This window comes from Cereibacter sphaeroides 2.4.1 (assembly GCF_000012905.2).
In the GTDB taxonomy this organism is placed as follows: Bacteria; Pseudomonadota; Alphaproteobacteria; order Rhodobacterales; family Rhodobacteraceae; genus Cereibacter_A; species Cereibacter_A sphaeroides.
Window position 1 is genome coordinate 362,458 of the sequence record NC_007493.2, and the last position, 20,923, is coordinate 383,380.

Consider the following 20,923-nt stretch of genomic DNA (forward strand, 5'->3'; position numbering starts at 1 on the left):
GACAATCGCGCGAGCGGCCCCCGGCCGTTCCCGCGTCCATTGCCTTGCCTTCCCGGCAAGTCTAGCGTGGCCGCAAAGCGGAGGCATATTTCCATGGCGAACATCCTGATGCGGCCGGTTCTGGCTCTGGCGCTCGCGGCGCTCCTGCCGGCGGCGGCCGGGGCGCAGCAGGAGGATGCGGGCGCCTATCTGGCCGCGCGCGTGGCGGCCGCGGGCAGCGACTATCGTTCCGCGGCCGACTGGTTCACCCGGGCGCTCGCCGCGGATCCCTCCAACACCAGTCTCATCGAGGGCGCGCTGATCTCGGACTTCTCGCTGGGCGAGATCGAGAAGGCGGTGCCGCTCGCCACGCGCCTGACCGAGAGCGGCAACGGGGCGCAGGCCGCGGCGCTCGTCCTGCTCGCCGACCGGGCCAAGCGCGAGGAGTATCAGGCCATCCTGACGGCCGAGCCCAACCGGCCTCGGCCCGCTGGTCGACCGGCTGTCCTTCGCCTGGGCGGCCTTCGGCGCGGGCCGGATGTCCGAGGCGCTCGAAGCCTTCGATCAGCTCGCCACCACGCAGGGGCTCGAGCCCTTCGGTCTCTATCACAAGGCGCTGGCACTGGCCGCCGCGGGCGATTTCGAGGGCGCGGACGAGATCCTGTCGGGGCGCGACGGCAATGCGCTGCGCGTCATGCGCCGCGGCTCGATCGCGCATGCCCAGATCCTGAGCCAGCTCGACCGGAACGCCGATGCGGTGGCGATGCTGGAGAAGAGCTTCGGCACCGACGCCGATGCGGGCATCGACGCGCTGAAGGAACGGCTCGCGGCGGGCGAGACGCTGCCCTATGACGTGGCGCGCAACGCGACCGACGGCATGGCCGAGATCTTCTTTACGCTCGCGGGCGCGCTGAGTGGCGAGGTCGACGACGGCTCGACCCTGCTCTATGCCCGCACGGCCACCCATCTGCGCCCCGACCACACCGAGGCCCTGCTGCTCTCGGCGCAGATCCTCGACAATCAGGGCCAGCATCAGCTCGCCTCCGAAACCTATGCCCGGATCCCGACCGCGGATCCGATGTTCTTCGTGGCCGAGATCGGGCGCGCCGACGCTTTGCGGGCCGACGGCAAGATCGAGGCCTCGCTCGAGGTGCTGCAGGGGCTCGCGCGTTCGAAGCCCGAGCTGATGCAGGTCCATCTCGCGCTCGGCGACGCGCTGCGGCGCGAGGAACGCTATGCGGATGCGGTCAAGGCCTATGATGCGGCGATTGCGCGCGTGCCCGCGCCGGAGCGCCAGCACTGGCCGTTGTTCTACAGCCGCGGCATCTGTCACGAGCGGCTCTCGCACTGGAAGGAGGCCGAGGCGGATTTCCGCCGCGCGCTCGAGCTCAATCCCGACGAGCCGCAGGTGCTGAACTACCTCGGCTATTCCTTCGTGGACCGCGGCCAGAATCTCGAGGAGGCGCTCTCGATGATCGAGCGCGCCGTCGCCGCGCGGCCCGAGAGCGGCTATATCATCGACAGCCTCGCCTGGGCCTATTTCCGGCTCGGCCGCTATCAGGATGCGGTGGAACCGATGGAGAAGGCCTCGCTGCTCGAGCCGGTCGATCCGATCGTCACCGACCATCTGGGCGATGTCTATTGGGCCGTGGGCCGCAAGCTCGAAGCCCGTTTCCAGTGGCACCGCGCCCTGTCCTTCGATCCCGAGGAGAAGGAGGCGCAGCGTATCCGCCGCAAGCTCGAGGTCGGCCTCGATGCGCTTCTGGCGGAGGAAGGTGCGAAACCCCTGTCGGTAGCCGTAAGAGCGAATGACTGAAGCCTTTGCCCGCGCGAAGATCAACCTGACCCTGCATGTCACCGGCCAGCGGCCGGACGGCTATCACCTTCTCGACTCGCTCGTGGTCTTCGCCGATGTGGGCGACCGGGTGCGGGCCGAACCGGCCGAAGCGCTGAGCCTCGCCATCACCGGGCCGCAGGCGGCGAACCTGCCGGTGGCGGACGACAATCTGGTGCTGCGCGCCGCCCGGACGCTGGGCGGTCAGGGGGCGCGGCTCACGCTCGAGAAGCATCTGCCCGTGGCCTCGGGTATCGGCGGCGGCTCCGCCGATGCGGCGGCGGCCCTCGTGGCGCTGGCCCGGCTCTGGCAGGTGCCGCTGCCGGAACCCGCCGCTGTCCTGAAGCTCGGGGCCGACGTGCCGGTCTGCCTCGAAGGCCGCGCGGTGCGGATGGCCGGGGTGGGCGAGATCCTGACGCCGCTTGCAGCGCCCTTGCCCGAAGGCTGGCTGGTGCTGGCGAACCCCGGCGTGTCGGTGCCGACGCCCCCGGTTTTCAAGGCGCTCGCCCGGCGGGACAACCCGCCGATGCCCGACGATCTGCCCGGCTGGCCCACCGTCGAGGCCCTGGCCGCGTTCCTGGCCACGCAGCGCAACGATCTGGAGCCGCCGGCCATCGCGCTTGCGCCCGAGATCGCCCGGACCCGCGCCGCCCTTGCCGCGCAACGGGGGTGCCTGCTGGCCCGCATGTCGGGATCGGGCGCGACCTGCTTCGGCCTCTTTGCCGCCGAAGAGGCCGCGCGGGCTGCGGCCGAGGCCATCGGGGCAGAGCACCCCGGCTGGTGGGTGGCGCCTGCCCGTATGGTGGGCTGATCGAGCCGCTGCTTGACGGTATGGCCGGAGGGGAGCGAACAGGCAGCAGGAGGTGACGGGACGCTTGGCGGGCGCACGATTCGGCCTCAGGCTGGTGTGCCCTGCCGGGAGATGCCTGTGATCTGGATCCGTCTGCTTCTGTTGCCGCTCTGCCTCGCCCCGACGCTGGCGCTGGCGCAGGTCGATGCGACCCCCGCCACCGATCCCGCCCGCTTCCTCGCGCTCGAAAGCGTCGCGCGCACCGATGCCACCGCCCAGGACCTCGCCCGCAGGATCGAGGCCCGGGCCATCGCCGAGGCCGAGGCGGGGTCGGGCGAGCCTGTCGAGGTCGAGGGCCTGCTCGTGGACTTCGCCGACGGTCGGCGCCTGCTGCATATCGCTCTCTGCGGCGGCGCCTGGTTCGGAAACCTCGGCTGCCATTCCAGCCTCTTCACGATGCCGGCGGGCGGCGCGGGCTTCGTCCGCGTGCTCGACCTGATCGGCAGCGGGCCGATCTGGTTCGACAGCCGCGAAGGCGTGGGCGGCTGGCCCGATCTGATCCTCGGCGGCACGCGGCCGAGCCACCCGCCCTATATCCGCTGGCGCTGGACGGGCCAGACCTTCGACAAGGCCTGGCCTCCCGGCTGATCGAGTCTCAGGGGCGTAGAGGCTCCGTCGCGGGCGCGATCTGGGTCTGGGCAGGGGTGCCCGTGGCACGCGGAGCCTCTTCCTGCGGAGCGGCGGCCGCCCCGGACTGCCCGGTTCCAACCCGATCGGTCCCCACCGGCGCGTCGCTGATCGTGCCGTCGGCCGCCGCCACCCGCCAGACCGTGTTGCCCGCATCGTCGGCCACGAGGAGCGCCCCCGTCCCGTCGATCCCGACGCCCACCGGCCGCCCGTGGGCGCGGTCACCGTCGAGGAAGCCCGTCACCACGTCCTGCGCCGTTTCGGCGGGGCGGCCGTCGACGAAGGGCACATAGACCACCTTGTAGCCGTTGAAGGCATCGCGGTTCCAGCTGCCGTGCTCGCCCACGAAGGCGCCGCTCCGCCAGGCCTCGGGCAGCGCCGAGCCGTAGGAGAAGGTGAGCCCCAGCGCCGCCACATGGCTCGACAGCGCATAGTCGGGCGGGATGGCCGCCTGAACCATATCGGGACGCTCGGGATGGACGCGCGGATCGACATGCTGGCCGTAGTAGCTCCACGGCCAGCCGTAGAAGGCGCCCTCCTGCACCGAGGTCATGTAGTCGGGCACGAGGTTCGGCCCGAGCTCGTCGCGTTCGTTGACCACGGTCCAGAGGCTCCCCGTCTCGGGGTGGAAGGTGAGCCCGTTGGGGTTGCGCAGGCCCGAGGCATAGACGCGGGCCGCGCCGGTCTCGCGATCCACCTGCCAGATGGCCGCGCGGCCCTTCTCGGCCTCGATCCCGTTCTCGACGATGTTCGAGTTCGAGCCGACCGAGACGAAGAGGCTCGCCCCGTCCGGGCTGAGCGCGAGATCCTTGGTCCAGTGGTGGTTGATCGGGCCGCCCGGCAGCGGCGTCAGCACCTCGGGCTTGGCCACGATCTCGGTCTGTCCGAGCGTGTAGGGATAGACGAGGATCGCATCGGTCGCCGCCACATAGAGCCGGTCGTCGATCCAGGCCACGCCGAAGGGCGAGTTCAGGTCGGTGAGCAGATCATGACGCTCGTCCACCGTGCCGTCGCGGTCGGCGTCGCGCAGAAGCGTGATGCGGTTGCTCGGCGGCTGGTCGCCGCCGCCGCCATGGGCCATCGCCATGATCCAGCCGCGGATGAGATCCTTCGGCCGCGAGACGGGCTCTCCCGCCGGGCCGCGCGACTGCACCACCAGCACGTCGCCGTTGGGCAGGGTGTGGACGGTGCGGGGATTGGCGAGGCCGGTCGCATAGGCGGCGATGCTCAGGCCCTCGGGCACGGTCGGCGTCTCGCCCTCCTGCCAGCCCACCACTTCGGCCACCGTCAGGTCGGGCAACAGGGACATCTCGGGCGCGGGCAGAACCGGATCCGGCCCGATCTGGGTGCTGACGTCGAAACCGTCGGCCGCGAAGGCGGGAGCCGCCACAAGGAGCGCGAGCGGGAGGAGACGGATCCTAGTCATGACGGGCCACCCCCGCACCATGGCGGAAGACCATCGAGAGGCCGAGCCAGACGGTCACCGCCATGACGGCCACCGTCGCCGCCGAAAGCACGATCCCCCACGGCACGACACCGGTCCAGCCGTCGCGCGCATGAACGAAGCTGTTCACCACGGCAAGCCCCAGCGCCACGAGATTGCCGAGCCCGTGGATCCAGCCGATGCGCAGCCGCCGCAGCGGACGGCGCACGAGCAGATCGATCGCCCCGAGCAACGCCGCGACGGCCCCGGTGACCACGGCGATCAGGAGGAGCCATTCCGCGAAATGCTGCCACATCAGGTTTCCCGTGGCCCAGTAGGCGAGGTCCGCGCCCAGCGTGAGGGTCAGGCAGGCAATGGGGAAGGGCACGAGCATCGCATGGAGGGGCCGTCCGCCGATGGCAGCGACCGAAGGGGCAGGGGCTTGCGGCATCTCGCTCTCCTTTGGTTGATCCGAAGCAGATACTGCCCAGCCGGCCGAGGGTTCCCGGCCGCAGGGCGCCCGGCGGCCTCCGGGCGGGCTCGTCGCGCGATTGTGCGCGAACCGCGGACCCCGGGTTCGGGTTACCGCCGCCGGTCGTGCCGAAGGAGAGGATCGTGTTCCAGTTTGCCGCCTACCGGATCATGTCCAGCCGCCGCCATGCGCTGCGCGTGGCGGTGCAGACAGCGGTGGCAACGCTCGCCGTGCATCTCCTGATGCGGCCTCTCGCGCCGGATCTGGAATCCTGGGCGGTGATCGCGGCGCTCTTCACCATCGGGACCAGCGTCGATGCCACGCTCGGCGCCGGGATCTCCCGGATCGCGGGCACCGCGCTCGGGGCGGGGCTCGGGCTTGCGGTGACGGGCCTGCTCGGCGGCTCCAGCCTCCCGGCCCTGCTGCTGGCGGCGGTCCTGTCGAACAGTCTCGCCGCCATCTGGCCGGGCCTGACCTATGCCGCGGTGATGGCCGCCATCGTGGCGCTCGACCCGAGCCCCGACGGCCGCAGCGCCCTTGCCCTGTCCGGAGCCGTCGTGCTCGGCACGATCTTCGGCACCGCGGCGAGCTTCCTCGTCTGGCCCGAGTTCGGGCGCAATCGCGCCGTCCTGTCGCTGCGCGAGGCGATGGACGACTGCCGGGAGTTTCTCGGGTTGATCCACAAGGGCGTCACGACCGATGACAGGCGCAACCGCTACTTCCTCCACCAGAGGTTCCGGGGGCATCTCTTCGCACTCTACGACCGGATCGCGGAAACGCATTTCACGCCGCAGGTGCGCAGCGGCGCGGGGCTGCGCGAAGCGGCCGATGCGGTGGAAGCCCTCTGGTATGCGCTGGTGATCCTCGACCGCGGCGTGATCTCGGGCCGTGCGCGGCTGCCCGACAGAACGGTCGAGCGGGTGCGGCCGGTGCTGGCCGCCGTCCAGACGGAAGCATGCCGGGTGCTTGAGAGCGCCTCGATCGCCGCGGGACCCGGCCGCGCGACGCCGACCGACCCCACGGAACTGATGCGCGTGCTGGCCGAGGCGCGCGAGCTGACCCTCGCCGCCGCGGCGGAGGGGCGCGACATCGCGCCTGCGCAGGAGCAGGCGCTGCAGGCTCTGAGCTTCGCCCTCGATGAGATGGAGCGGTCCCTGATGGCGCTCATGCGGGTGATCGAGCCGGAGTGCGAGGCACCCGACAAGGTGCGCGCGGCCTGAACGGAAGCTGCGCCGACGCCGGCGCGGTCAGCCGCAGGCGGCCAGATGGGCCACCAGAGCCGCGGCCTCCACCGGTTTCATCATGAGCGGAAGCGCCCGCATATCGGGCGGCAGCGTCTCGGGGCTCGCGCCGGTCAGAAGCACGAGCGGCACGCCCCGCCGCTCGAGCACCTCGATCACCGGCTGCACGGTCAGGTGGCGGAGGTTCACGTCCAGAACGGCTGCATCGCAGGCGCTGCTGCTGGCGAGATCCAGCGCCTCGGTCAAGGTTCCGGCCGGACCCAGCACCTCGGCGCCCTCCGCCTCCAGAATGGCGGCAAGGTCGTGGGCCAGAAAGAAATCGTCCTCCACGACCAGCACCGAACGGCCAGAGAGAGCTCTGCCAGTCATGCCGGTATTCATTCCTGCCTCCCTTTTCAGGAAGAACCCGGCAGTGCGCCCGCTGTTCCAGCGCAGGACCGTGACCGTCTGTCTCAGGGGGCGTGCTCGACGGAGGCGGATCGGGAGCGGGTCAGTAGGGCCAGAGGTTGACGATGATGCCGGCCGAGGTTGCGCTCAGCGCGACGAGCAGGAGCACGAAGAGGCGGGCGTCCCTGGGTTCCATGGCGGCCTCGGGGGTGGCGGTCGCTCTCGCAACATCGGTCCCGCACTCCTGTTCCGCCCTGCCGTGGCGGAAAGGGGGCCGGTCTTCCGGACGTCGAGTTCAGGCCGGGCGGCCAGAGCTGTGCGCGGGCCGCGCAGCGGGGCCTCCGGCGGCTCGCTCCGGATGGCGGCTCAGGCGGCCGGTTCGTCGCGCGACAGAAGCCGAGGGGCCGTCGAATCGCGCGGGACGAGCTCGCTCTCGAGCACCAGCTTTCGCCGCGGCCGGTCCGGCATCTCGAGCCGCGCGAGGAGCAGCGTCAACGCCTCGCGGCCCATGGTTTCGGCGGGCTGGCGCAGCACCGTCAGCCCGGGATTGACGATGCCGGTCCAGGGATCGTCGTCGACCCCGGCCACCGCCAGATCGCGCGGGATGACGAGGCCGCGGTCGTGACAGAAGCGCACCGCCGCCTCGAGAAAGAGGCCGTTGCTGACGATCAGCGCCTCGGGGCGTTCGGCCTCGAGCCAGTCGGCCAGCGCCGCGTAGCCCGCCACCGCATTGGGCGGGGCGCGATGGACGAGGGCAGCCAGCCCGTGCCGCGCCAGAGCGGCGACGAAGCCCCGGGCACGGGCCTCGCCGGTGAAGGAGTTCGCCCCGAAGAGGCCCGCGATCCGCTGCCGCCCGCTGGCCACCACATGATCGACGAGCGTGCGCATCGCGCCCTCGTTGTCGAGCGTGACCGCGTCGCAGCCCGCGCCCTCGGGATCGCGGTCGACCAGCACCACGGGCATCTGCAGCCGTCGCAGCGCCTCGGGCCGAAGCTCGCGCGTGGGCGCGAGGATCAGCCCGCTGACACGTTCGCCGGCCATCATCTCCAGATGCATCGCCTCGCGGGCGGGATCCTCGTCCGTGTTGCACAGGAACACCCGCAGCCCTGCCCGGTAGGCCGCATCCTCGACGCCGAAGCTCAGGCGCGTGAAGAAGGGATTGCGGATGTCGGCCAGCACCAGACCCACGGTGGCGGGCACCTGCGAGCGCAGCCGGCGGGCCGAGAGATTGGGCTGGTAGCCGGTGGCGCGCACCGCCGCCTCGACCTGCGCGCGGACCTCGGCGCTGACGGGGCCCTTGCCCAGAGCCCGCGAGACCGTGGAGGGAGCGACCCCTGCCGCCCGGGCGACATCCTTGATGCTGACGGTCATCCGCAATCGTTTCCACTGCCAATCCCGCTCGACAATGCGCCGGACGGGGCCGTTTGACAAGGCTTCAGCCCGTTCCACCGCCAAGACACCAAAGACAGGAAAATTCTTGGTGGAAACGTTTCCACATTCCGCTATGATGAATCCATAGGCGATCTGGGGAGGAGTCGGTGACGTCATTGACCAGGCAGGGAGAGATCCCGCGCGAACTGATCCAACTGGACGCGCGCGCGTCGTCCAAGGAAGAGGCCATCGCTCAGGCGGCGGCGGCGCTCGTGGCGGCGGGCTGCGTGCGGCCCGGCTTCGAGGCCAGCATGCTGCGGCGCGAAGCGGTGTCGAACACCTATCTCGGCAAGGGGATCGCGATTCCGCACGGCACGGTCGAGGACCGCGACCTGATCCAGAAGGATGCCATCGCTGTGCTTCAGGTGCGCGACGGCGTGGAATGGAACGCGGGCGAGCGGGCGCGGCTCGTGGTGGCCATCGCCGCCCGGTCGGACGGCCATATCGAGATCCTCCGCCGGCTGACCCGGCTTCTGCAGGACGAGGACCGGCTGGCCGTCCTCGCCGCGACGGACGACCGGCAGGCGCTGTCCGACGCGCTGAACGGAGTGGCCGCGGGCGCTGCGGCCACTGCCGAGCCTGCGGGCGATTTCGCGCAGTCCTTCGACTGGGTGCTGGATTACCCGACCGGGCTCCATGCCCGGCCCGCCACCGAATGGGCCGAGGCGGCGCGCCGCTTCCCCTGCCGCATCCGCATCCGGCACGGCGCCGAGACGGCGGATGCGCGCAACATGATTTCGCTTCTGAGCCTTGGGCTGAAGTCGGGCGATGCGATCACCGTTTCGGCCGAAGGGCAGGGCGCGGCCGAGGCGCTCGCCACGCTGAAGGTCACGATGACCGGGCTCAGCGCCCGGGAGAAGGCCGACGCGGCCCGCGCCGAGGAGAAGCGCCGCGCGACCGCCGCGGCCGGCGGCTGGGTGCCGCCCTCGTCTCCGCGCGCCATCGAGGGCGTGCCGGCCGCGCCGGGTCTGGCCATCGGGCGCATCACCCGGATCGCCACCGACGGGATGGAGATCCCCGACGAGCCGGTGGAGCTGGCCCGGGCGGCCGATCTGCTTCATGCGGCCTTGGGCCAGACGGCGGAACAGCTCCACAGCCTCGCCGACGATACCGCGCGGCGGCTGGGAGAATCGGATGCGGCCATCTTCCGGGCGCAGGCGGGGCTGCTGGCCGATCCCGATCTCATCACGCTCGCCTCGCAATGGCTGGTGGACGGGCACGGCCTCGCCTGGTCCTGGCATCGCGCCTATGAGGACATGGCGGCGCGGCTCTCGGCCCTGCGCAACCCGGTGCTGGCTGCCCGCGCGGCCGACCTGCGCGACGTGGGCCAGCGGGTGCTTGCCCATATCGACCCGCGCTTTGCCCGGTCGCGGCTGGCCGACCTGCCCGAGGACACGATCCTCGTGGCCGAGGATATCTCGCCCTCGGATGCGGCGGGACTGGACCCCGCGAAAGTTGCGGGCCTCGTGACGGCGCTGGGCGGTCCCACCTCGCACACGGCGATCCTCGCCCGGACGCTGGGCCTGCCCGCGGTCGTGGGCACGGGAGCGGTGGTCGAGCGGCTGGAAGATGGCGCGTGCGCCATCGTCGATGGCCATGGCGGGCGGCTCTATCTCGATCCGTCGGAAGCCGACCTCGCCTCGGCCCGCGACTGGATCGCGGCGGAAGAGGCACGCCGCGCCCGGGCGGCCGAGACGCGGGCGCTGCCCGCCACCACGCGCGACGGGCACCGGATCGACATCGGCGCCAACATCAACCTCGCCGAGCAGGCAGCCTTCGCGCTGGGGCAGGGTGCCGAGGGCGTGGGTCTGATGCGGACCGAGTTCCTGTTCCTCGAACGCAGCGAGAGCCCGACCGAGGACGAGCAGGCCGAAGCCTATGCGGCGATGGCGCGCGCGCTCGAGGGGCGGCCGCTGGTGATCCGCGCGCTCGACATCGGCGGCGACAAGCAGGTGGCCCATCTCGACCTCCCGCGCGAGGAGAACCCGTTCCTCGGCGTGCGCGGCGCGCGGCTCCTGCTGCGCCGGCCCGACCTGCTGGTGCCGCAGCTGCGCGCGCTCTATCGCGCGGCGGCCGGCGGGGCGCAGATCTCGGTCATGTTCCCGATGGTCACCTCGCTCGGCGAGCTTCTGGAGCTGCGCGCCACCTGCGAGCGGATCCGGCAGGAGCTGGACGCGCCGGTCGTGCCGCTGGGCATCATGGTCGAGGTGCCCTCCGCGGCGCTTCTTGCGGCGGAATTCGCCGCCCACGCGGACTTCTTCTCGATCGGGACCAACGATCTTACCCAATATGCGCTGGCCATCGACCGGCAGAACCCGGAGCTCGCCCCCGAGGCGGACAGCCTGCATCCGGCCGTCCTGCGGCTCATCGATCTGACGGTGAAGGGCGCGGCGGTCCATGGCCGCTGGGTGGGGGTCTGCGGCGGCATCGCGGGCGATCCGTTCGGCGCGGCGCTGCTTGCGGGCCTCGGGGTGGACGAGCTTTCGATGACCCCGCGCGACATTCCCGCGGTGAAGGAGCGTCTGCGCCAGTCCGACCGGGCGGGGCTCAGGGCTCTGGCCGAACACGCGCTGGCCTGTTCCGACGCCGAAGCCGTGCGGGCCCTCGCCGCGGAGGCCCCATGAGCCGCGTCCATACCGTCACGCTCAACCCGGCCATCGACCAGACGGTGAGCCTGCCGCATCTGGCGGTGGGCGAGGTCAACCGCGCGACGGCCGTGCGCCACGATCCGGGCGGCAAGGGGATCAATGTGGCCTCGGTGCTGGCCGACTGGGGCGTCTCGGTCGCGGCCCACGGTCTTCTGGGGCGGGCGAATGCCGCGCCCTTCGAGGCGCTCTTTGCGCAGAAATCGATCGCCGACCGGATGCTGCGGGTGGCCGGCGAGACGCGCACCAACGTCAAGATCCTCGAAGAGGACGGGCGCACCACCGACCTGAACCTGCCCGGCTTTCCGGCGGACGAGGGCCATCTTGCGGCGCTGGCCGAGGGGCTGGGCTCGGTCGCGGCGGGCGAACTCGTGGTAATCTCGGGCAGCCAGCCCGCGGGCCTTCCGGCCTCGGCCACCGCGCGGCTTGCCGCCCGGGTGCAGGAGCGCGGCGCGCGGGTGCTCTGCGACGTCTCGGGCGCCCCGCTGGCCGAGGTGCTGGCGGCCCCCGTCCTACCGGATGCGATCAAGCCCAACCGGCACGAGCTCGAGGGCTGGGTCGGGCGCAGTCTCGCCGACCGGGCCGATCTGGCCGCGGCCGCCGCGGCGCTCGCGGCCCGCGGGATCGCGCTCGTCGTGGTCTCGCTCGGCACCGAAGGCGCGCTCTTCGTCTCGTCGGACGGGGCGGTCGTGGCGCGCCCGGTGCAGCTGTCGCGCGGCAGCACGGTCGGAGCGGGGGATGCGATGGTGGCGGGCCTCGCCTCGGCGCTGGTCGAGGGGCTGCCGCTTCGCGCCACCGCCGCGCGGGCCACGGCCTTCGCCGCGGCCAAGCTGCAGAACCCCGGCCCGCATCTGCCGGGCGTGGATCAGGTGCGCGCCCTCGAGGCGCGCGTGGAGAGGATGGCGGCGGCGGACTGGATCCGCGCCGCGGGCCGGACGGCCGATCAGGGAGAGAGGACATGACAGGCATCGTCGCCGTCATTTCGACGGGGAGCTTCGGGCCCCATGCGGCCCTCGCGCGCGAGGCCTTGCGCAAGGCCGCGCAGGGGCTGGGCCGCGCCATCGCGGTCGAGCTGCGCACGCAGGAGACCGTGACCGACGCGCTGCCGCCCGAGGCGGTGAGCGGCGCAAGTCAGGTGCTGCTCGTGACCGAGCCCGGCGGAGCCGCGGCCGACGAGGCCCGCTTCGCCGGCCGCCCCACGATCCATGCGACGTTGGCCGAGGTGCTGGAAGATGCGCCGGGCGTGCTGGCCCGCACCGGATCCGGCGCCGCCGCGGCTCCGGCCGCGGATCCTGCCGCGGCCGAGGGCGCGCTGAAGATCGTGGCCATCACCTCCTGCCCCACCGGCATCGCCCATACCTTCATGGCGGCCGAGGGGCTCGTCGAGGGCGCCAGCGCGCAGGGTCACCAGATCCGGGTCGAGACCCAGGGCTCTGTCGGCGCGCAGGACGAACTGACCGCGGCCGAGATTGCGGCGGCCGATCTCGTCATCATCGCGGCCGACAAGCAGGTGGATCTCGGGCGTTTCGGCGGCAAGCGCCTGTTCCTCTCGCCCACCAAGCCCGCGATCACCGACGGCGCGGGCCTGATCCGCAAGGCGCAGGCCGAGGCGCGGATGCAGGCCGGATCGGCCTCCTCCGAGGCCGCGCAGCCCGAGGCCAAGAAGGTCGGCGTCTACAAGCACCTGATGACGGGCGTCTCCTTCATGCTGCCCTTCGTGGTGGCGGGCGGGCTTCTCATCGCCATCGCCTTCGCTCTGGGCGGGATCTACGTCTATGAGGACCAGTATGCCGGCACGCTCGGCCATACGCTGTTCCAGATCGGCGCGAAGGGGGCCTTCACGCTGATGGTGCCGGCGCTGGCGGGCTACATCGCCTGGTCCATCGCCGACCGGCCCGGCCTCGCCCCCGGCATGACCGGCGGCGTCATCGCGGGCACCATCGGCGCGGGCTTCCTCGGCGGGATCGTCGCGGGCTTCATCGCGGGCTACGGCGTCCTCTGGCTCAACCGCGCGATCAAGCTGCCGAAGACCCTGCAGGGGCTGAAGCCCGTGCTGATCCTGCCGCTTCTCGGCACGGCGCTGACCGGGCTTCTGATGTATTATGTCGTGGGCGAGCCCACGGCGCGGCTGCTGGCCACCATCACCGCCTTCCTGCAGGGGATGCAGGGCACGTCGGCCGCCCTTCTGGGGCTGCTCCTCGGCGGCATGATGGCGGTGGACATGGGCGGGCCCGTCAACAAGGCGGCCTATGCCTTCGCCACCACGCTCATCGCGGCCAATGTGCTGGAGCCGATGGCGGCCGTCATGTGCGCGGGCATGGTGCCGCCCATCGCGCTCGCGGTGGCGTGCCGGCTTCTGCCCGCCCGCTTCACCCCGGAAGAGCGCGAGGCCGGCAATGCGGCCTTCGTGCTGGGCCTCGCCTTCGTCACCGAGGGCGCGATCCCCTTCGCGGCGCGCGATCCGCTGCGGGTGATCCCGAGCCTTATCGCGGGCTCGGCGGTGGCGGGGGCGATCTGCATGGCGCTCGGCGTGGCGCAGCGCGTGCCGCACGGCGGGATCTTCGTCCTGCCGATCCCCAATGCCGTGACGAACCTCACGGGCTTCGGGATCGCCCTCGTGGCGGGCACGGCGGTCTCGGTTCTCGCGCTGGCGCTGGTCAAGCGGCGGATCGTGGTGCCCGCCGCGGTGCCCTCGGCCGTCTGACGGCGCGCCCGGCCCCGCGGCCTCCCACGCGGGACCGGACCTCGGGGCCGGCACCTCCGGGTGCCGGCTCCGTCATGTCGCATTCCCAGCACGCGGACGGTCCTCAGCCCCGCGGCGCCCAGAGGATCACCGCCGCCCCGGCGAGGACGAGGGCCGCGCCGCCCATGTCCCAGCGGTCGGGACGCACGCCCTCGACGGCCCAGAGCCAGAGGAGGGAGGCCGCCACATAGACCCCGCCGTACACAGCATAGGACCGGCCCGCCGCCTCGACCGGGGTCAGCGCCAGAAGCCAGGCGAAGGTGCCGAGCGACAGGGCCCCCGGCACCAGCCAGAGCGCCGAGGCGCCCAGCCGCCACCAAGCCCAGACCGCGAAACATCCCGCGATCTCGGCCAGCGCCGCCCCCGCATAGGCCGCGAGCGACAGTCCCATCAGGGCTCCTTCCGGTGCTCGTGCGCGCAGTGGGCATGATCGCCCAGCACTTCGATCACCCGGCAATCGGCGATCGTGCCATGGGCGCACTGGCCGATCATGCGCTCGAGCTCCGCCTCGAGCGCGCGCAGCCGCCCGATCCGCGCCCGCACCGCGGAGAGTTGCGCCCGCGCGATGGCGTCGGCCGCCTCGCAGGACTGGTCGGGCCGGTCCGACAGGCTCAGGAGATCCCGGATCGCCTCGAGCGGGAAGCCCAGATCGCGCGCGTGGCGGATGAAGGCCAGACGCTCCTCCGCCCGGTGTCCGTAGAGCCGCTGGTTGCCCGCGCTGCGCTCGGGCGGCGGCAGCAGCCCGATCTGCTCGTAATAGCGGATCGTCGGCACCTTCACGCCGGCCGCCTCTGCCAGTTTCCCGATCGTGAGCATGAGAAACCCCTTGAACCTATAGTTGCTAGAGACATTAGGTTCCTGAGTCGTTGAGGACAAGCGCCCCCGGGCGGGAGAGTGAGATGACGAACGACACGAGTGGAGCGGTGCACGAATGGCGCGTGACGGGGATGGATTGCGCCTCCTGCGCGGGCAGGATCCGCGATGCGGTGGGGCGCCTGCCGGGCGTGAGCGGCGTCGAGGTGGCGATCATGTCCGAGCGGCTGAAGCTCTCGCTCGACGAAGGGCAGGGCGGCCCCGAGGCGGTCGAGGCCACGGTGCGCAAGCTCGGCTTCGGCATCGCGCCGCGGGCCGAGGCGCAGCCCTTCGTCCTGCCCGAGGCGGCCGAAGCGGCCTGCGGCTGCGGCGCCTGCGGGACAGACGCGCCGCACGCGCACAGCCATTCCCACGACCATGAGGCAGCCGAGCCGGGCGCCTGGTACCGAACCGCGAAGGGTCGTCTCGTCCTGCTGACCGGGGTGCTTCTGGCCTGCGCCTGGACCGTCGAGGCGCTGGTGCCCGGGCCGGTCGGGCCGGTGGCCTTCGCGCTGGCCTGCCTCATCGGGCTCGTGCCCATCGCCCGGCGCGCCTTTGCCGCCCTGCGGCTCGGCCAGCCCTTCACCATCGAGGGGCTGATGACGGTCGCCGCCGCAGGCGCGCTCTTCATTGGCGCGGCGGAGGAGGCAGCGCTGGTCATCTTCCTCTTCGCCGTGGGCGAGGTGCTGGAAGGGGTGGCGGCGAGCCGCGCCCGCGACGGGATCCGCGCCCTCTCGCGCCTCGTGCCCGAGACCGCGCGGCTCGAGCAGGACGGACGCACGCTGGAGGTGCCCGCGGCCGGCCTGCAACCCGGCCAGATCGTCCGCGTCCGGCCGGGCGAGCGCATCCCGGCCGACGGCGAGATCCTCGAGGGGCAGGGCGGGCTCGACGAGAGCCCCGTGACGGGCGAGAGCATCCCCGTGACCCGGGGCCCCGGCGAGGCGGTCTTCGCGGGTGCGGTCGCGACCGATGCGGCCCTGCGCATCCGCGTCACGCGCGCGGCGAAGGACAACACGATCGCGCGCATCGTCCGCCTGGTCGAGGAGGCCGAGGAAGCGCGTGCCCCGACCGAGCGGTTCATCGACCGGTTCAGCCGCTGGTACATGCCGCTGATCGTGGGGCTGGCCGTGGCCGTGGCCGTGCTGCCGCCGCTCGCCGCCGGGGCCGACTGGTCCACCTGGATCTATCGCGGTCTCGCGCTCCTCCTGATCGGCTGCCCCTGCGCTCTGGTGATCTCGGTGCCGGCGGCCATCGCCTCGGCTTTGGCCTCGGGCGCGCGGCGCGGTCTCCTGATGAAGGGCGGCGCGGTGATCGAGGCCGCGGCCGCCGTGCGGCAGGTGGCGTTCGACAAGACCGGCACGCTCACCCGCGGGCGGCCTGAGGTGACGGATGTCGTGACCTTGAGCGTCGAGTCCGAGGTCCGGGTGCTGGCGCTGGCCGCCGCGGTCGAGCGTGGCTCGGCCCATCCGCTGGCGCAGGCGATCCTTGCACGGGCCGAGGCCGCGGGCGCGCCGGACCTGCCGGCCGAGGCCGCGCGCAGCCTCGCCGGGCGCGGGGCCGAGGCCCGTGTCGAGGGGGAAGACCTCTGGGTCGCGAGTCCCTCCTTCGCGGCCGAAAGGGGCGTGCTCGATGCCGGAACCCGCGCCCGCGCCGAGGCGCTGGAGGCGGAGGGCAAGACCGTCACGGTCCTCTTCCGCGAGGGTCGGACGCTGGGGCTTCTGGCGCTGCGCGACGAGCCGCGTGGGGATGCGGCCGAAGCGGTGCGGCAGCTGGGCCGGATGGGCGTGAGCGCCACGATCCTCACCGGCGACAATGCCCGCACCGCCGAGGCCATCGCGGCCCGGCTCGGCACAGGCTTCCGCGCGCAGATGCGCCCCGACGACAAGCTCGCCGCCATCCGCGAGATGGCGGGGCAGGGGGGCGTCATGATGATCGGCGACGGCATCAACGATGCGCCCGCGCTGAAGGCCGCGAGCGTGGGCGTGGCCATGGGCTCGGGCACCGACGTGGCGCTCGAGACGGCGGATGCGGCGATCCTGCGCGACCGGGTGACGGATGTGCCGGCCACGATCCGCCTCGCCCGCGCCGCCATGCGCAACATCCGCCAGAACATCGCGGTGGCGCTGGGGTTGAAGGGAGTGTTCCTCGTGACCTCGGTCCTCGGGATCACCGGGCTCTGGATCGCGATCCTCGCCGACACGGGCGCCACCGTGCTGGTGACGCTGAACGCGCTGCGTCTTCTGCGCTTCGATCCCGAGGCGCGGGGCTGAGGCGCGGCGTGCTCGGAGCGGCGGCTGGCCGCTCCGGGCTTCGGGCTCGGACAGCGAAGGCCAGGCGGCCCCAGCGTGGCGCGGCCGGCGCCGGATCCGTCCGGGCCTGTCGGGTCGGGGGGCTTAGAACGGGATCTCGTCGTCGAGGTCGTTCCGGCGGCCGCCGCCACTCGGGGCGCCGCCCGAGGAGGCGCCGCCGCGGGGGCCGCTGCCGTAATTGTCGTAGTTGTCCGGCCCGCCGCGATCCTCGTAGCCGCCACCGCCCATGCCGCCGCCGGCGCCCGCGCCTTCGCCGCGCCCTCCGAGCATCGTCAGCGAGCTGCGGAACGGGCGCAGCACGACCTCGGTCGAGTAGCGGTCCTGACCCGACTGGTCCTGCCACTTCCGCGTCTCGAGCTGGCCCTCGATATAGACGGTCGAGCCCTTGCGCAGATACTGCTCGGCCACCCGCGCCAGGTTTTCATCGAAGATGGCGACCGAGTGCCATTCGGTGCGCTCCTTCCGCTCGCCCGAGGCGCGGTCGCGCCACTGCTCGGACGTGGCGATGCGGAGGTTCACCACCTTGCCGCCGTTCTGGAAGCTGCGCACCTCGGGATCGCGGCCGAGATTGCCGATGATGATGACCTTGTTGACCGAGCCCGCCATGCTTCCTCCGAATCCTGTGGCCGGGGAAGGATGCCCCGGATGTGGTTAACGGAATGGCTACACTGACCGGGCCGCACCCGCAACGCCGGACGGGCGCACCGGGCCGGGACCCGCGCGGCGCCCGGCCTCACCCGCCCCGGTTGTGTTCAAAAGGGTGGCGAACTTGCCGGCAATCCGTGTAATGTGCGGGCGGGACAGATGAAGGTTGTTTTCATGCGGCGATTGATCGGTGCATTGGGCGCGGCGGTCGTGGGCTTGGGTCTTGCCTCGGGGCCGACCGCGGGTCTGGCCGATGGGCTGAAGATCCAGCGATCCACGATGAACCGGGCGGGAATCTTCAAGTCGCAGACGCGACTTCTCGACGGGCGCCTGTCGCAGCAGTACGAAAGCTCCACCCGGCTGAAGCCGAAGGTCGAGAAGCTGGCGGCGGCTCTGCCGACGGCGCGCTACAACGGCCGCTACAAGGGCGAGTTCCTCGAATCGGCCAAGTCCGCGGCGCGCAAGCATGGCGTGCCGGAGGATCTCTATCTCCGGCTCGTGCAGCAGGAATCGGGCTGGAACCCCGGCGCGGTCTCGGTGAAGGGCGCCACGGGGCTGGCCCAGCTGATGCCGGGCACGGCGCAGCTTTTGCGGGTGAACATCAACGACCCGCATCAGAATCTCGAGGGCGGGGCGCGGTACCTCAAGATGATGTACAACAAGTTCGGCACCTGGCAGCTCGCGCTTGCCGCCTACAATGCCGGGCCGCAGGCGGTCGAGAAACATTCGGGCATCCCGCCCTACCGCGAGACGCAGAACTATGTGAAGGTCATCTGGGGCAACGGCTGACGCCGCCGACGGCCGTCTCGAGAGCTTTCTGCGTTCACGCGTCGGAAGCGGCCGAGGGCTCTCTGCCCTCATGCCTCGGAAGCGGCCGCAGCGGGCCGCCCCCGATCCTCATTCATTCCAGCGTGCCGTCTGCCGAGATGCGGGTCTTGCCGCCGAGATAGGGATGCAGCGCCTCGGGCAGCTCCACGGAGCCATCCTCCTGCTGTCCGTTCTCGAGCACCGCGATCAGGCAGCGGCCCACGGCGAGGCCCGAGCCGTTCAGCGTATGGACGAACTCGGGCTTGCCGCCGCCTGCCGGGCGGAAGCGGGCGTTCATGCGCCGCGCCTGGAAATCGCCGCAGACCGAGACCGAGCTGATCTCGCGGTAGGTGTTCTGCCCGGGCAGCCAGACCTCGAGATCGTGGGTCTTGGTCGCCCCGAAGCCCATGTCGCCGGTGCAGAGGACGATGGTGCGGTAGGGCAGGCCCAGCTTCTGCAGGATCGCTTCGGCACAGCCGGTCATGCGCTCATGTTCGGCCAGCGAGGTCTCGGGCGTGGTGATCGAGACCATCTCGACCTTCTCGAACTGGTGCTGGCGCAGCATCCCGGACGTGTCCTTGCCCGCGCTGCCCGCCTCCGAGCGGAAGCACTGGGTATGGGCGGTCATGCGGATCGGCAGCTGCGCTTCGTCGAGGATCTCGCCCGCGACCGAGTTGGTCAGCGTCACCTCGGAGGTGGGGATCAGCCACCAGCCGTTCGTGGTCTGGTAGCTGTCTTCGGAGAATTTCGGCAGCTGGCCGGTGCCGAACATCGCCTCGTCCTTGACCAGAACCGGCGTCCAGGTCTCGGTCAGCCCGTGCTCGGTCACATGGGTGTCGAGCATGAACTGCGCGAGCGCGCGGTGGACGCGGATCACCGCGCCCTTCAGCATCACGAAGCGGCTGCCCGAGAGCTTGGCGGCGGTGGCGAAATCCATCCCCGGCTTCACGCCCGCGATCTCGAAATGCTCCTTCGGCGCGAAGTTGAAGCCGCGCGGCGTGCCCCAGCGGCGGATCTCGACGTTGGCGCTCTCGTCGGGGCCCTCCGGCACCTCGTCGAGCGGCAGGTTCGGGATCGCCGCCAGCATGTCGCGCAGGCGCGCATCCTCGGCCGCGGCCTCCTCGTTCAGCCGCGCCACCTCGGCCTTCTTCTCGGCCACGAGGGCGCGCAGCCGCTCGAACTCGGCCTCGTCGCCGCGGGCCTTGGCCGCACCGACCTCCTTGGAGGCCCGGTTCTGCTCGGCCTGCGCGGTCTCGGCGGCGAGGATCTTCGACCGCCGCGCCTCGTCGATGGCGAGGATCTCGCCCGAGAGCGCCGAAAGCCCGCGCCGCGAGAGCGCGGTGTCGAAGCGGTCGGGAAACTCGCGGATGATGCGGATGTCGTGCATGGGGTCACCTTGGCTGAAGGGCGAGCCCCCGGCCCTTCGGTGCCGGAGGATCGGGCCTCTAATGCCCGATACCTCCGGTCAGGTGAACCGAAATCTTGCCTGCGGCCTATTCGATGACAGCGCAGGCGAGCCGGTCGCCGGCATCGCCTGCGGGCTGGCTCACATAGTCGTCGGGCCCGGAATGGAGCATGAGCGCGCGCCCCGTCAGATCCGAGGCATTCTCGCCGCCGAGCTGGACGAAGGTGTTGAAGACCTGCGCGCGTAGGATGCCGTCGGCGCCGACATACTGGTTCGGCATGTCGCCCGAATGGGGGCCGGCCTCGACCATCAGCCCGTGCTCCGTTTCCGCGATCGAGAAGTGACCGCCGGCGGATTTGAAGCCCGTGCCCGTATCGCATTCGCCGGTCTCGTGAATGTGAAACCCGAGCCAGCTCTCCGGCGGCAACCCCTGCAGGTCGAGCGTGAACAGAACACCGTGGGGCAGGGGGGCGATGGTGGCCTTCCCGAGAGGCGTGCCCTCGACCGACATGAAGGTGGCCGTCCGTTCCGGGAAGCCCGGCTGTCCGGGCGCGGCGGTGGCATTCTCGGCTCGCGCCGGAACGTCCTGGGCAAGGGCGGGGGCGGCCAGAAGGGCCGCGGCGGCGATGGCGATGGTCCTCGACATGTGTCTCCTCCGTCGGATGGGGCGGCTCGGGTCTTCCGGCCACCGGGTTCAGCCGAGGAAACGGGAGGGGCGCGCGACTGTTCCCTGCGTTGGCCCCGTCTCCGGCCGGCGGCCGGCATGTCGGGAGATCGGACCCTGCGCCCGCCCGGGCCGGTTCATCCCGGGCTTGGAACCGCGCGTCGCGTGCATATATGGGCGCCCATGGCTTGCTTGCCATCGCGGCACCCCGCGGCTAGGGTGCGCCCCGCCAAAGTCCGGGCCTGATCCCCGGGTGAATCCAAGAGGACGACAATGTTCGTGACCCCCGCCTTCGCCCAGGCCGCTTCTGGCGGTGCTGCCGGCGCCTTCACCAGTTTCGTGCCGCTGATCCTGATCTTCGTGATCATGTATTTCCTTCTGATCCGTCCTCAGCAGAAAAAACTGAAGGAACACAAGGCTATGGTGGAAGCGCTCCGCCGTGGCGATCAGGTTCTCACCGGCGGCGGCATCGTCGGCAAGGTGGTGAAGGTCCACGAGGACGGCATCGTCGATGTCGAGATCGCCGATGGCGTGAAGGTCCGCGTGATGAAATCCACCATCGTTCAGGTCATGTCCAAGACCGAACCTGCTGCCGCCTGATCGGATCGG

At 71.4% G+C, this 20,923-nt stretch carries 18 protein-coding genes and 1 pseudogene; 10 read left to right on the top strand and 9 right to left on the bottom strand.

Features of this window, described 5'->3' with window-relative positions; genetic code table 11:
• Positions 1-93: 93 nt before the first annotated feature.
• The 3 genes and pseudogenes from RSP_RS01845 (at position 94) to RSP_RS01855 (ending at position 3,251) form a co-directional block, all read left to right on the top strand.
• A pseudogene (locus tag RSP_RS01845) lies at positions 94-1,795 on the top strand (tetratricopeptide repeat protein).
• Complete coding sequence (locus RSP_RS01850) at positions 1,788-2,624, top strand: 4-(cytidine 5'-diphospho)-2-C-methyl-D-erythritol kinase (protein ID WP_011336977.1); 837 nt, start codon at positions 1,788-1,790, stop codon at positions 2,622-2,624. Before RSP_RS01845 ends, RSP_RS01850 begins: the two are co-directional and overlap by 8 nt.
• Positions 2,625-2,735: 111 nt before the next feature.
• A complete protein-coding gene (locus RSP_RS01855; protein WP_017140059.1) occupies positions 2,736-3,251 on the top strand; it encodes a hypothetical protein in 516 nt (171 codons plus the stop codon).
• Positions 3,252-3,258: 7 nt separating this feature from the next.
• On the opposite strand, the gene RSP_RS01860 is transcribed toward RSP_RS01855, so the two are convergent.
• A complete protein-coding gene (locus RSP_RS01860; protein WP_011336979.1) occupies positions 3,259-4,716 on the bottom strand; it encodes a PQQ-dependent sugar dehydrogenase in 1,458 nt (485 codons plus the stop codon).
• Positions 4,709-5,164 (bottom strand): DUF2231 domain-containing protein, encoded by a 456-nt coding sequence (locus RSP_RS01865; protein ID WP_011336980.1) that lies wholly within the window; start codon positions 5,162-5,164, stop codon positions 4,709-4,711. Before RSP_RS01865 ends, RSP_RS01860 begins: the two co-directional genes overlap by 8 nt.
• A gap of 146 nt (positions 5,165-5,310) precedes the next feature.
• On the opposite strand from RSP_RS01865, the gene RSP_RS01870 reads away from it, so the two are divergent.
• A complete protein-coding gene (locus RSP_RS01870; protein WP_011336981.1) occupies positions 5,311-6,405 on the top strand; it encodes an FUSC family protein in 1,095 nt (364 codons plus the stop codon).
• Between the two features lie 27 nt (positions 6,406-6,432).
• Here the strand turns inward: RSP_RS01870 and RSP_RS01875 are convergent, their stop codons facing one another.
• Together RSP_RS01875 and RSP_RS01880 are read right to left on the bottom strand one after the other, a co-directional pair.
• Positions 6,433-6,795, bottom strand: coding sequence for a response regulator (locus tag RSP_RS01875; RefSeq protein WP_227590619.1), 363 nt, complete (start codon positions 6,793-6,795; stop codon positions 6,433-6,435).
• 384 nt (positions 6,796-7,179) lie between these two features.
• A complete protein-coding gene (locus RSP_RS01880; protein ID WP_011336983.1) occupies positions 7,180-8,184 on the bottom strand; it encodes a LacI family DNA-binding transcriptional regulator in 1,005 nt (334 codons plus the stop codon).
• A 167-nt stretch (positions 8,185-8,351) separates the two neighbouring features.
• Here RSP_RS01880 and ptsP point away from each other — a divergent pair, with 167 nt between their 5' ends.
• Genes ptsP through RSP_RS01895 form a run of 3 tightly spaced genes read left to right on the top strand, consistent with a single transcriptional unit; the run spans position 8,352 to position 13,593 of the window.
• Entirely contained in the window at positions 8,352-10,868 is a 2,517-nt protein-coding gene (gene ptsP, locus RSP_RS01885) for a phosphoenolpyruvate--protein phosphotransferase (RefSeq protein ID WP_011336984.1), read from the top strand.
• Positions 10,865-11,851, top strand: coding sequence for a 1-phosphofructokinase (gene pfkB, locus RSP_RS01890; protein WP_011336985.1), 987 nt, complete (start codon positions 10,865-10,867; stop codon positions 11,849-11,851). The genes ptsP and pfkB overlap by 4 nt, the downstream gene beginning before the upstream one ends.
• Positions 11,848-13,593 carry a fructose-specific PTS transporter subunit EIIC gene (locus RSP_RS01895; RefSeq protein WP_011336986.1) on the top strand — a complete coding sequence of 582 codons (1,746 nt, stop codon included), beginning with the start codon at positions 11,848-11,850 and terminating at the stop codon, positions 13,591-13,593. The genes pfkB and RSP_RS01895 overlap by 4 nt, the downstream gene beginning before the upstream one ends.
• Positions 13,594-13,696: 103 nt before the next feature.
• Here RSP_RS01895 and RSP_RS01900 read toward each other — a convergent pair whose 3' ends face one another.
• The gene (locus RSP_RS01900; RefSeq protein WP_011336987.1) at positions 13,697-14,023 is read right to left on the bottom strand and encodes a YnfA family protein; all 327 of its coding nucleotides are present in this window, start codon (positions 14,021-14,023) and stop codon (positions 13,697-13,699) included.
• Positions 14,023-14,448, bottom strand: coding sequence for a MerR family transcriptional regulator (locus tag RSP_RS01905; protein WP_011336988.1), 426 nt, complete (start codon positions 14,446-14,448; stop codon positions 14,023-14,025). The genes RSP_RS01900 and RSP_RS01905 overlap by 1 nt, the downstream gene beginning before the upstream one ends.
• Positions 14,449-14,531: 83 nt before the next feature.
• Between RSP_RS01905 and RSP_RS01910 the strand changes: the two genes are divergently transcribed.
• Positions 14,532-16,754, top strand: coding sequence for a heavy metal translocating P-type ATPase (locus tag RSP_RS01910; protein WP_011336989.1), 2,223 nt, complete (start codon positions 14,532-14,534; stop codon positions 16,752-16,754).
• Between the two features lie 123 nt (positions 16,755-16,877).
• On the opposite strand, the gene ssb is transcribed toward RSP_RS01910, so the two are convergent.
• On the bottom strand, positions 16,878-17,399 hold the full coding sequence (gene ssb, locus RSP_RS01915; protein ID WP_011336990.1) for a single-stranded DNA-binding protein: 522 nt from the start codon (positions 17,397-17,399) through the stop codon (positions 16,878-16,880).
• Positions 17,400-17,612: 213 nt separating this feature from the next.
• On the opposite strand from ssb, the gene RSP_RS01920 reads away from it, so the two are divergent.
• On the top strand, positions 17,613-18,227 hold the full coding sequence (locus tag RSP_RS01920) for a lytic transglycosylase domain-containing protein (protein WP_011336991.1): 615 nt from the start codon (positions 17,613-17,615) through the stop codon (positions 18,225-18,227).
• Positions 18,228-18,339: 112 nt separating this feature from the next.
• Here RSP_RS01920 and serS read toward each other — a convergent pair whose 3' ends face one another.
• Together serS and RSP_RS01930 are read right to left on the bottom strand one after the other, a co-directional pair.
• Positions 18,340-19,632 (bottom strand): serine--tRNA ligase, encoded by a 1,293-nt coding sequence (gene serS / locus RSP_RS01925; RefSeq protein WP_009563716.1) that lies wholly within the window; start codon positions 19,630-19,632, stop codon positions 18,340-18,342.
• A 106-nt stretch (positions 19,633-19,738) separates the two neighbouring features.
• Positions 19,739-20,296, bottom strand: coding sequence for a superoxide dismutase family protein (locus tag RSP_RS01930; RefSeq protein ID WP_011336992.1), 558 nt, complete (start codon positions 20,294-20,296; stop codon positions 19,739-19,741).
• A gap of 291 nt (positions 20,297-20,587) precedes the next feature.
• Here RSP_RS01930 and yajC point away from each other — a divergent pair, with 291 nt between their 5' ends.
• On the top strand, positions 20,588-20,914 hold the full coding sequence (yajC, locus tag RSP_RS01935; protein ID WP_002722646.1) for a preprotein translocase subunit YajC: 327 nt from the start codon (positions 20,588-20,590) through the stop codon (positions 20,912-20,914).
• Positions 20,915-20,923: the final 9 nt, after the last annotated feature.

Excerpts from the sequence above, each read along its gene's own strand:
- RSP_RS01850 (WP_011336977.1), top strand. The coding sequence starts at position 1,788 with ATGACTGAAGCCTTTGCCCGCGCGAAGATCAACCTGACCCTGCATGTC.
- RSP_RS01855 (WP_017140059.1), top strand. The coding sequence starts at position 2,736 with ATGCCTGTGATCTGGATCCGTCTGCTTCTGTTGCCGCTCTGCCTCGCC.
- RSP_RS01860 (WP_011336979.1), bottom strand. The coding sequence starts at position 4,716 with ATGACTAGGATCCGTCTCCTCCCGCTCGCGCTCCTTGTGGCGGCTCCC.
- RSP_RS01865 (WP_011336980.1), bottom strand. The coding sequence starts at position 5,164 with ATGCCGCAAGCCCCTGCCCCTTCGGTCGCTGCCATCGGCGGACGGCCC.
- RSP_RS01875 (WP_227590619.1), bottom strand. The coding sequence starts at position 6,795 with ATGACTGGCAGAGCTCTCTCTGGCCGTTCGGTGCTGGTCGTGGAGGAC.
- RSP_RS01880 (WP_011336983.1), bottom strand. The coding sequence starts at position 8,184 with ATGACCGTCAGCATCAAGGATGTCGCCCGGGCGGCAGGGGTCGCTCCC.
- pfkB (WP_011336985.1), top strand. The coding sequence starts at position 10,865 with ATGAGCCGCGTCCATACCGTCACGCTCAACCCGGCCATCGACCAGACG.
- RSP_RS01895 (WP_011336986.1), top strand. The coding sequence starts at position 11,848 with ATGACAGGCATCGTCGCCGTCATTTCGACGGGGAGCTTCGGGCCCCAT.
- RSP_RS01900 (WP_011336987.1), bottom strand. The coding sequence starts at position 14,023 with ATGGGACTGTCGCTCGCGGCCTATGCGGGGGCGGCGCTGGCCGAGATC.
- RSP_RS01905 (WP_011336988.1), bottom strand. The coding sequence starts at position 14,448 with ATGCTCACGATCGGGAAACTGGCAGAGGCGGCCGGCGTGAAGGTGCCG.
- RSP_RS01910 (WP_011336989.1), top strand. The coding sequence starts at position 14,532 with ATGACGAACGACACGAGTGGAGCGGTGCACGAATGGCGCGTGACGGGG.
- ssb (WP_011336990.1), bottom strand. The coding sequence starts at position 17,399 with ATGGCGGGCTCGGTCAACAAGGTCATCATCATCGGCAATCTCGGCCGC.
- RSP_RS01920 (WP_011336991.1), top strand. The coding sequence starts at position 17,613 with ATGCGGCGATTGATCGGTGCATTGGGCGCGGCGGTCGTGGGCTTGGGT.
- serS (WP_009563716.1), bottom strand. The coding sequence starts at position 19,632 with ATGCACGACATCCGCATCATCCGCGAGTTTCCCGACCGCTTCGACACC.
- RSP_RS01930 (WP_011336992.1), bottom strand. The coding sequence starts at position 20,296 with ATGTCGAGGACCATCGCCATCGCCGCCGCGGCCCTTCTGGCCGCCCCC.
- yajC (WP_002722646.1), top strand. The coding sequence starts at position 20,588 with ATGTTCGTGACCCCCGCCTTCGCCCAGGCCGCTTCTGGCGGTGCTGCC.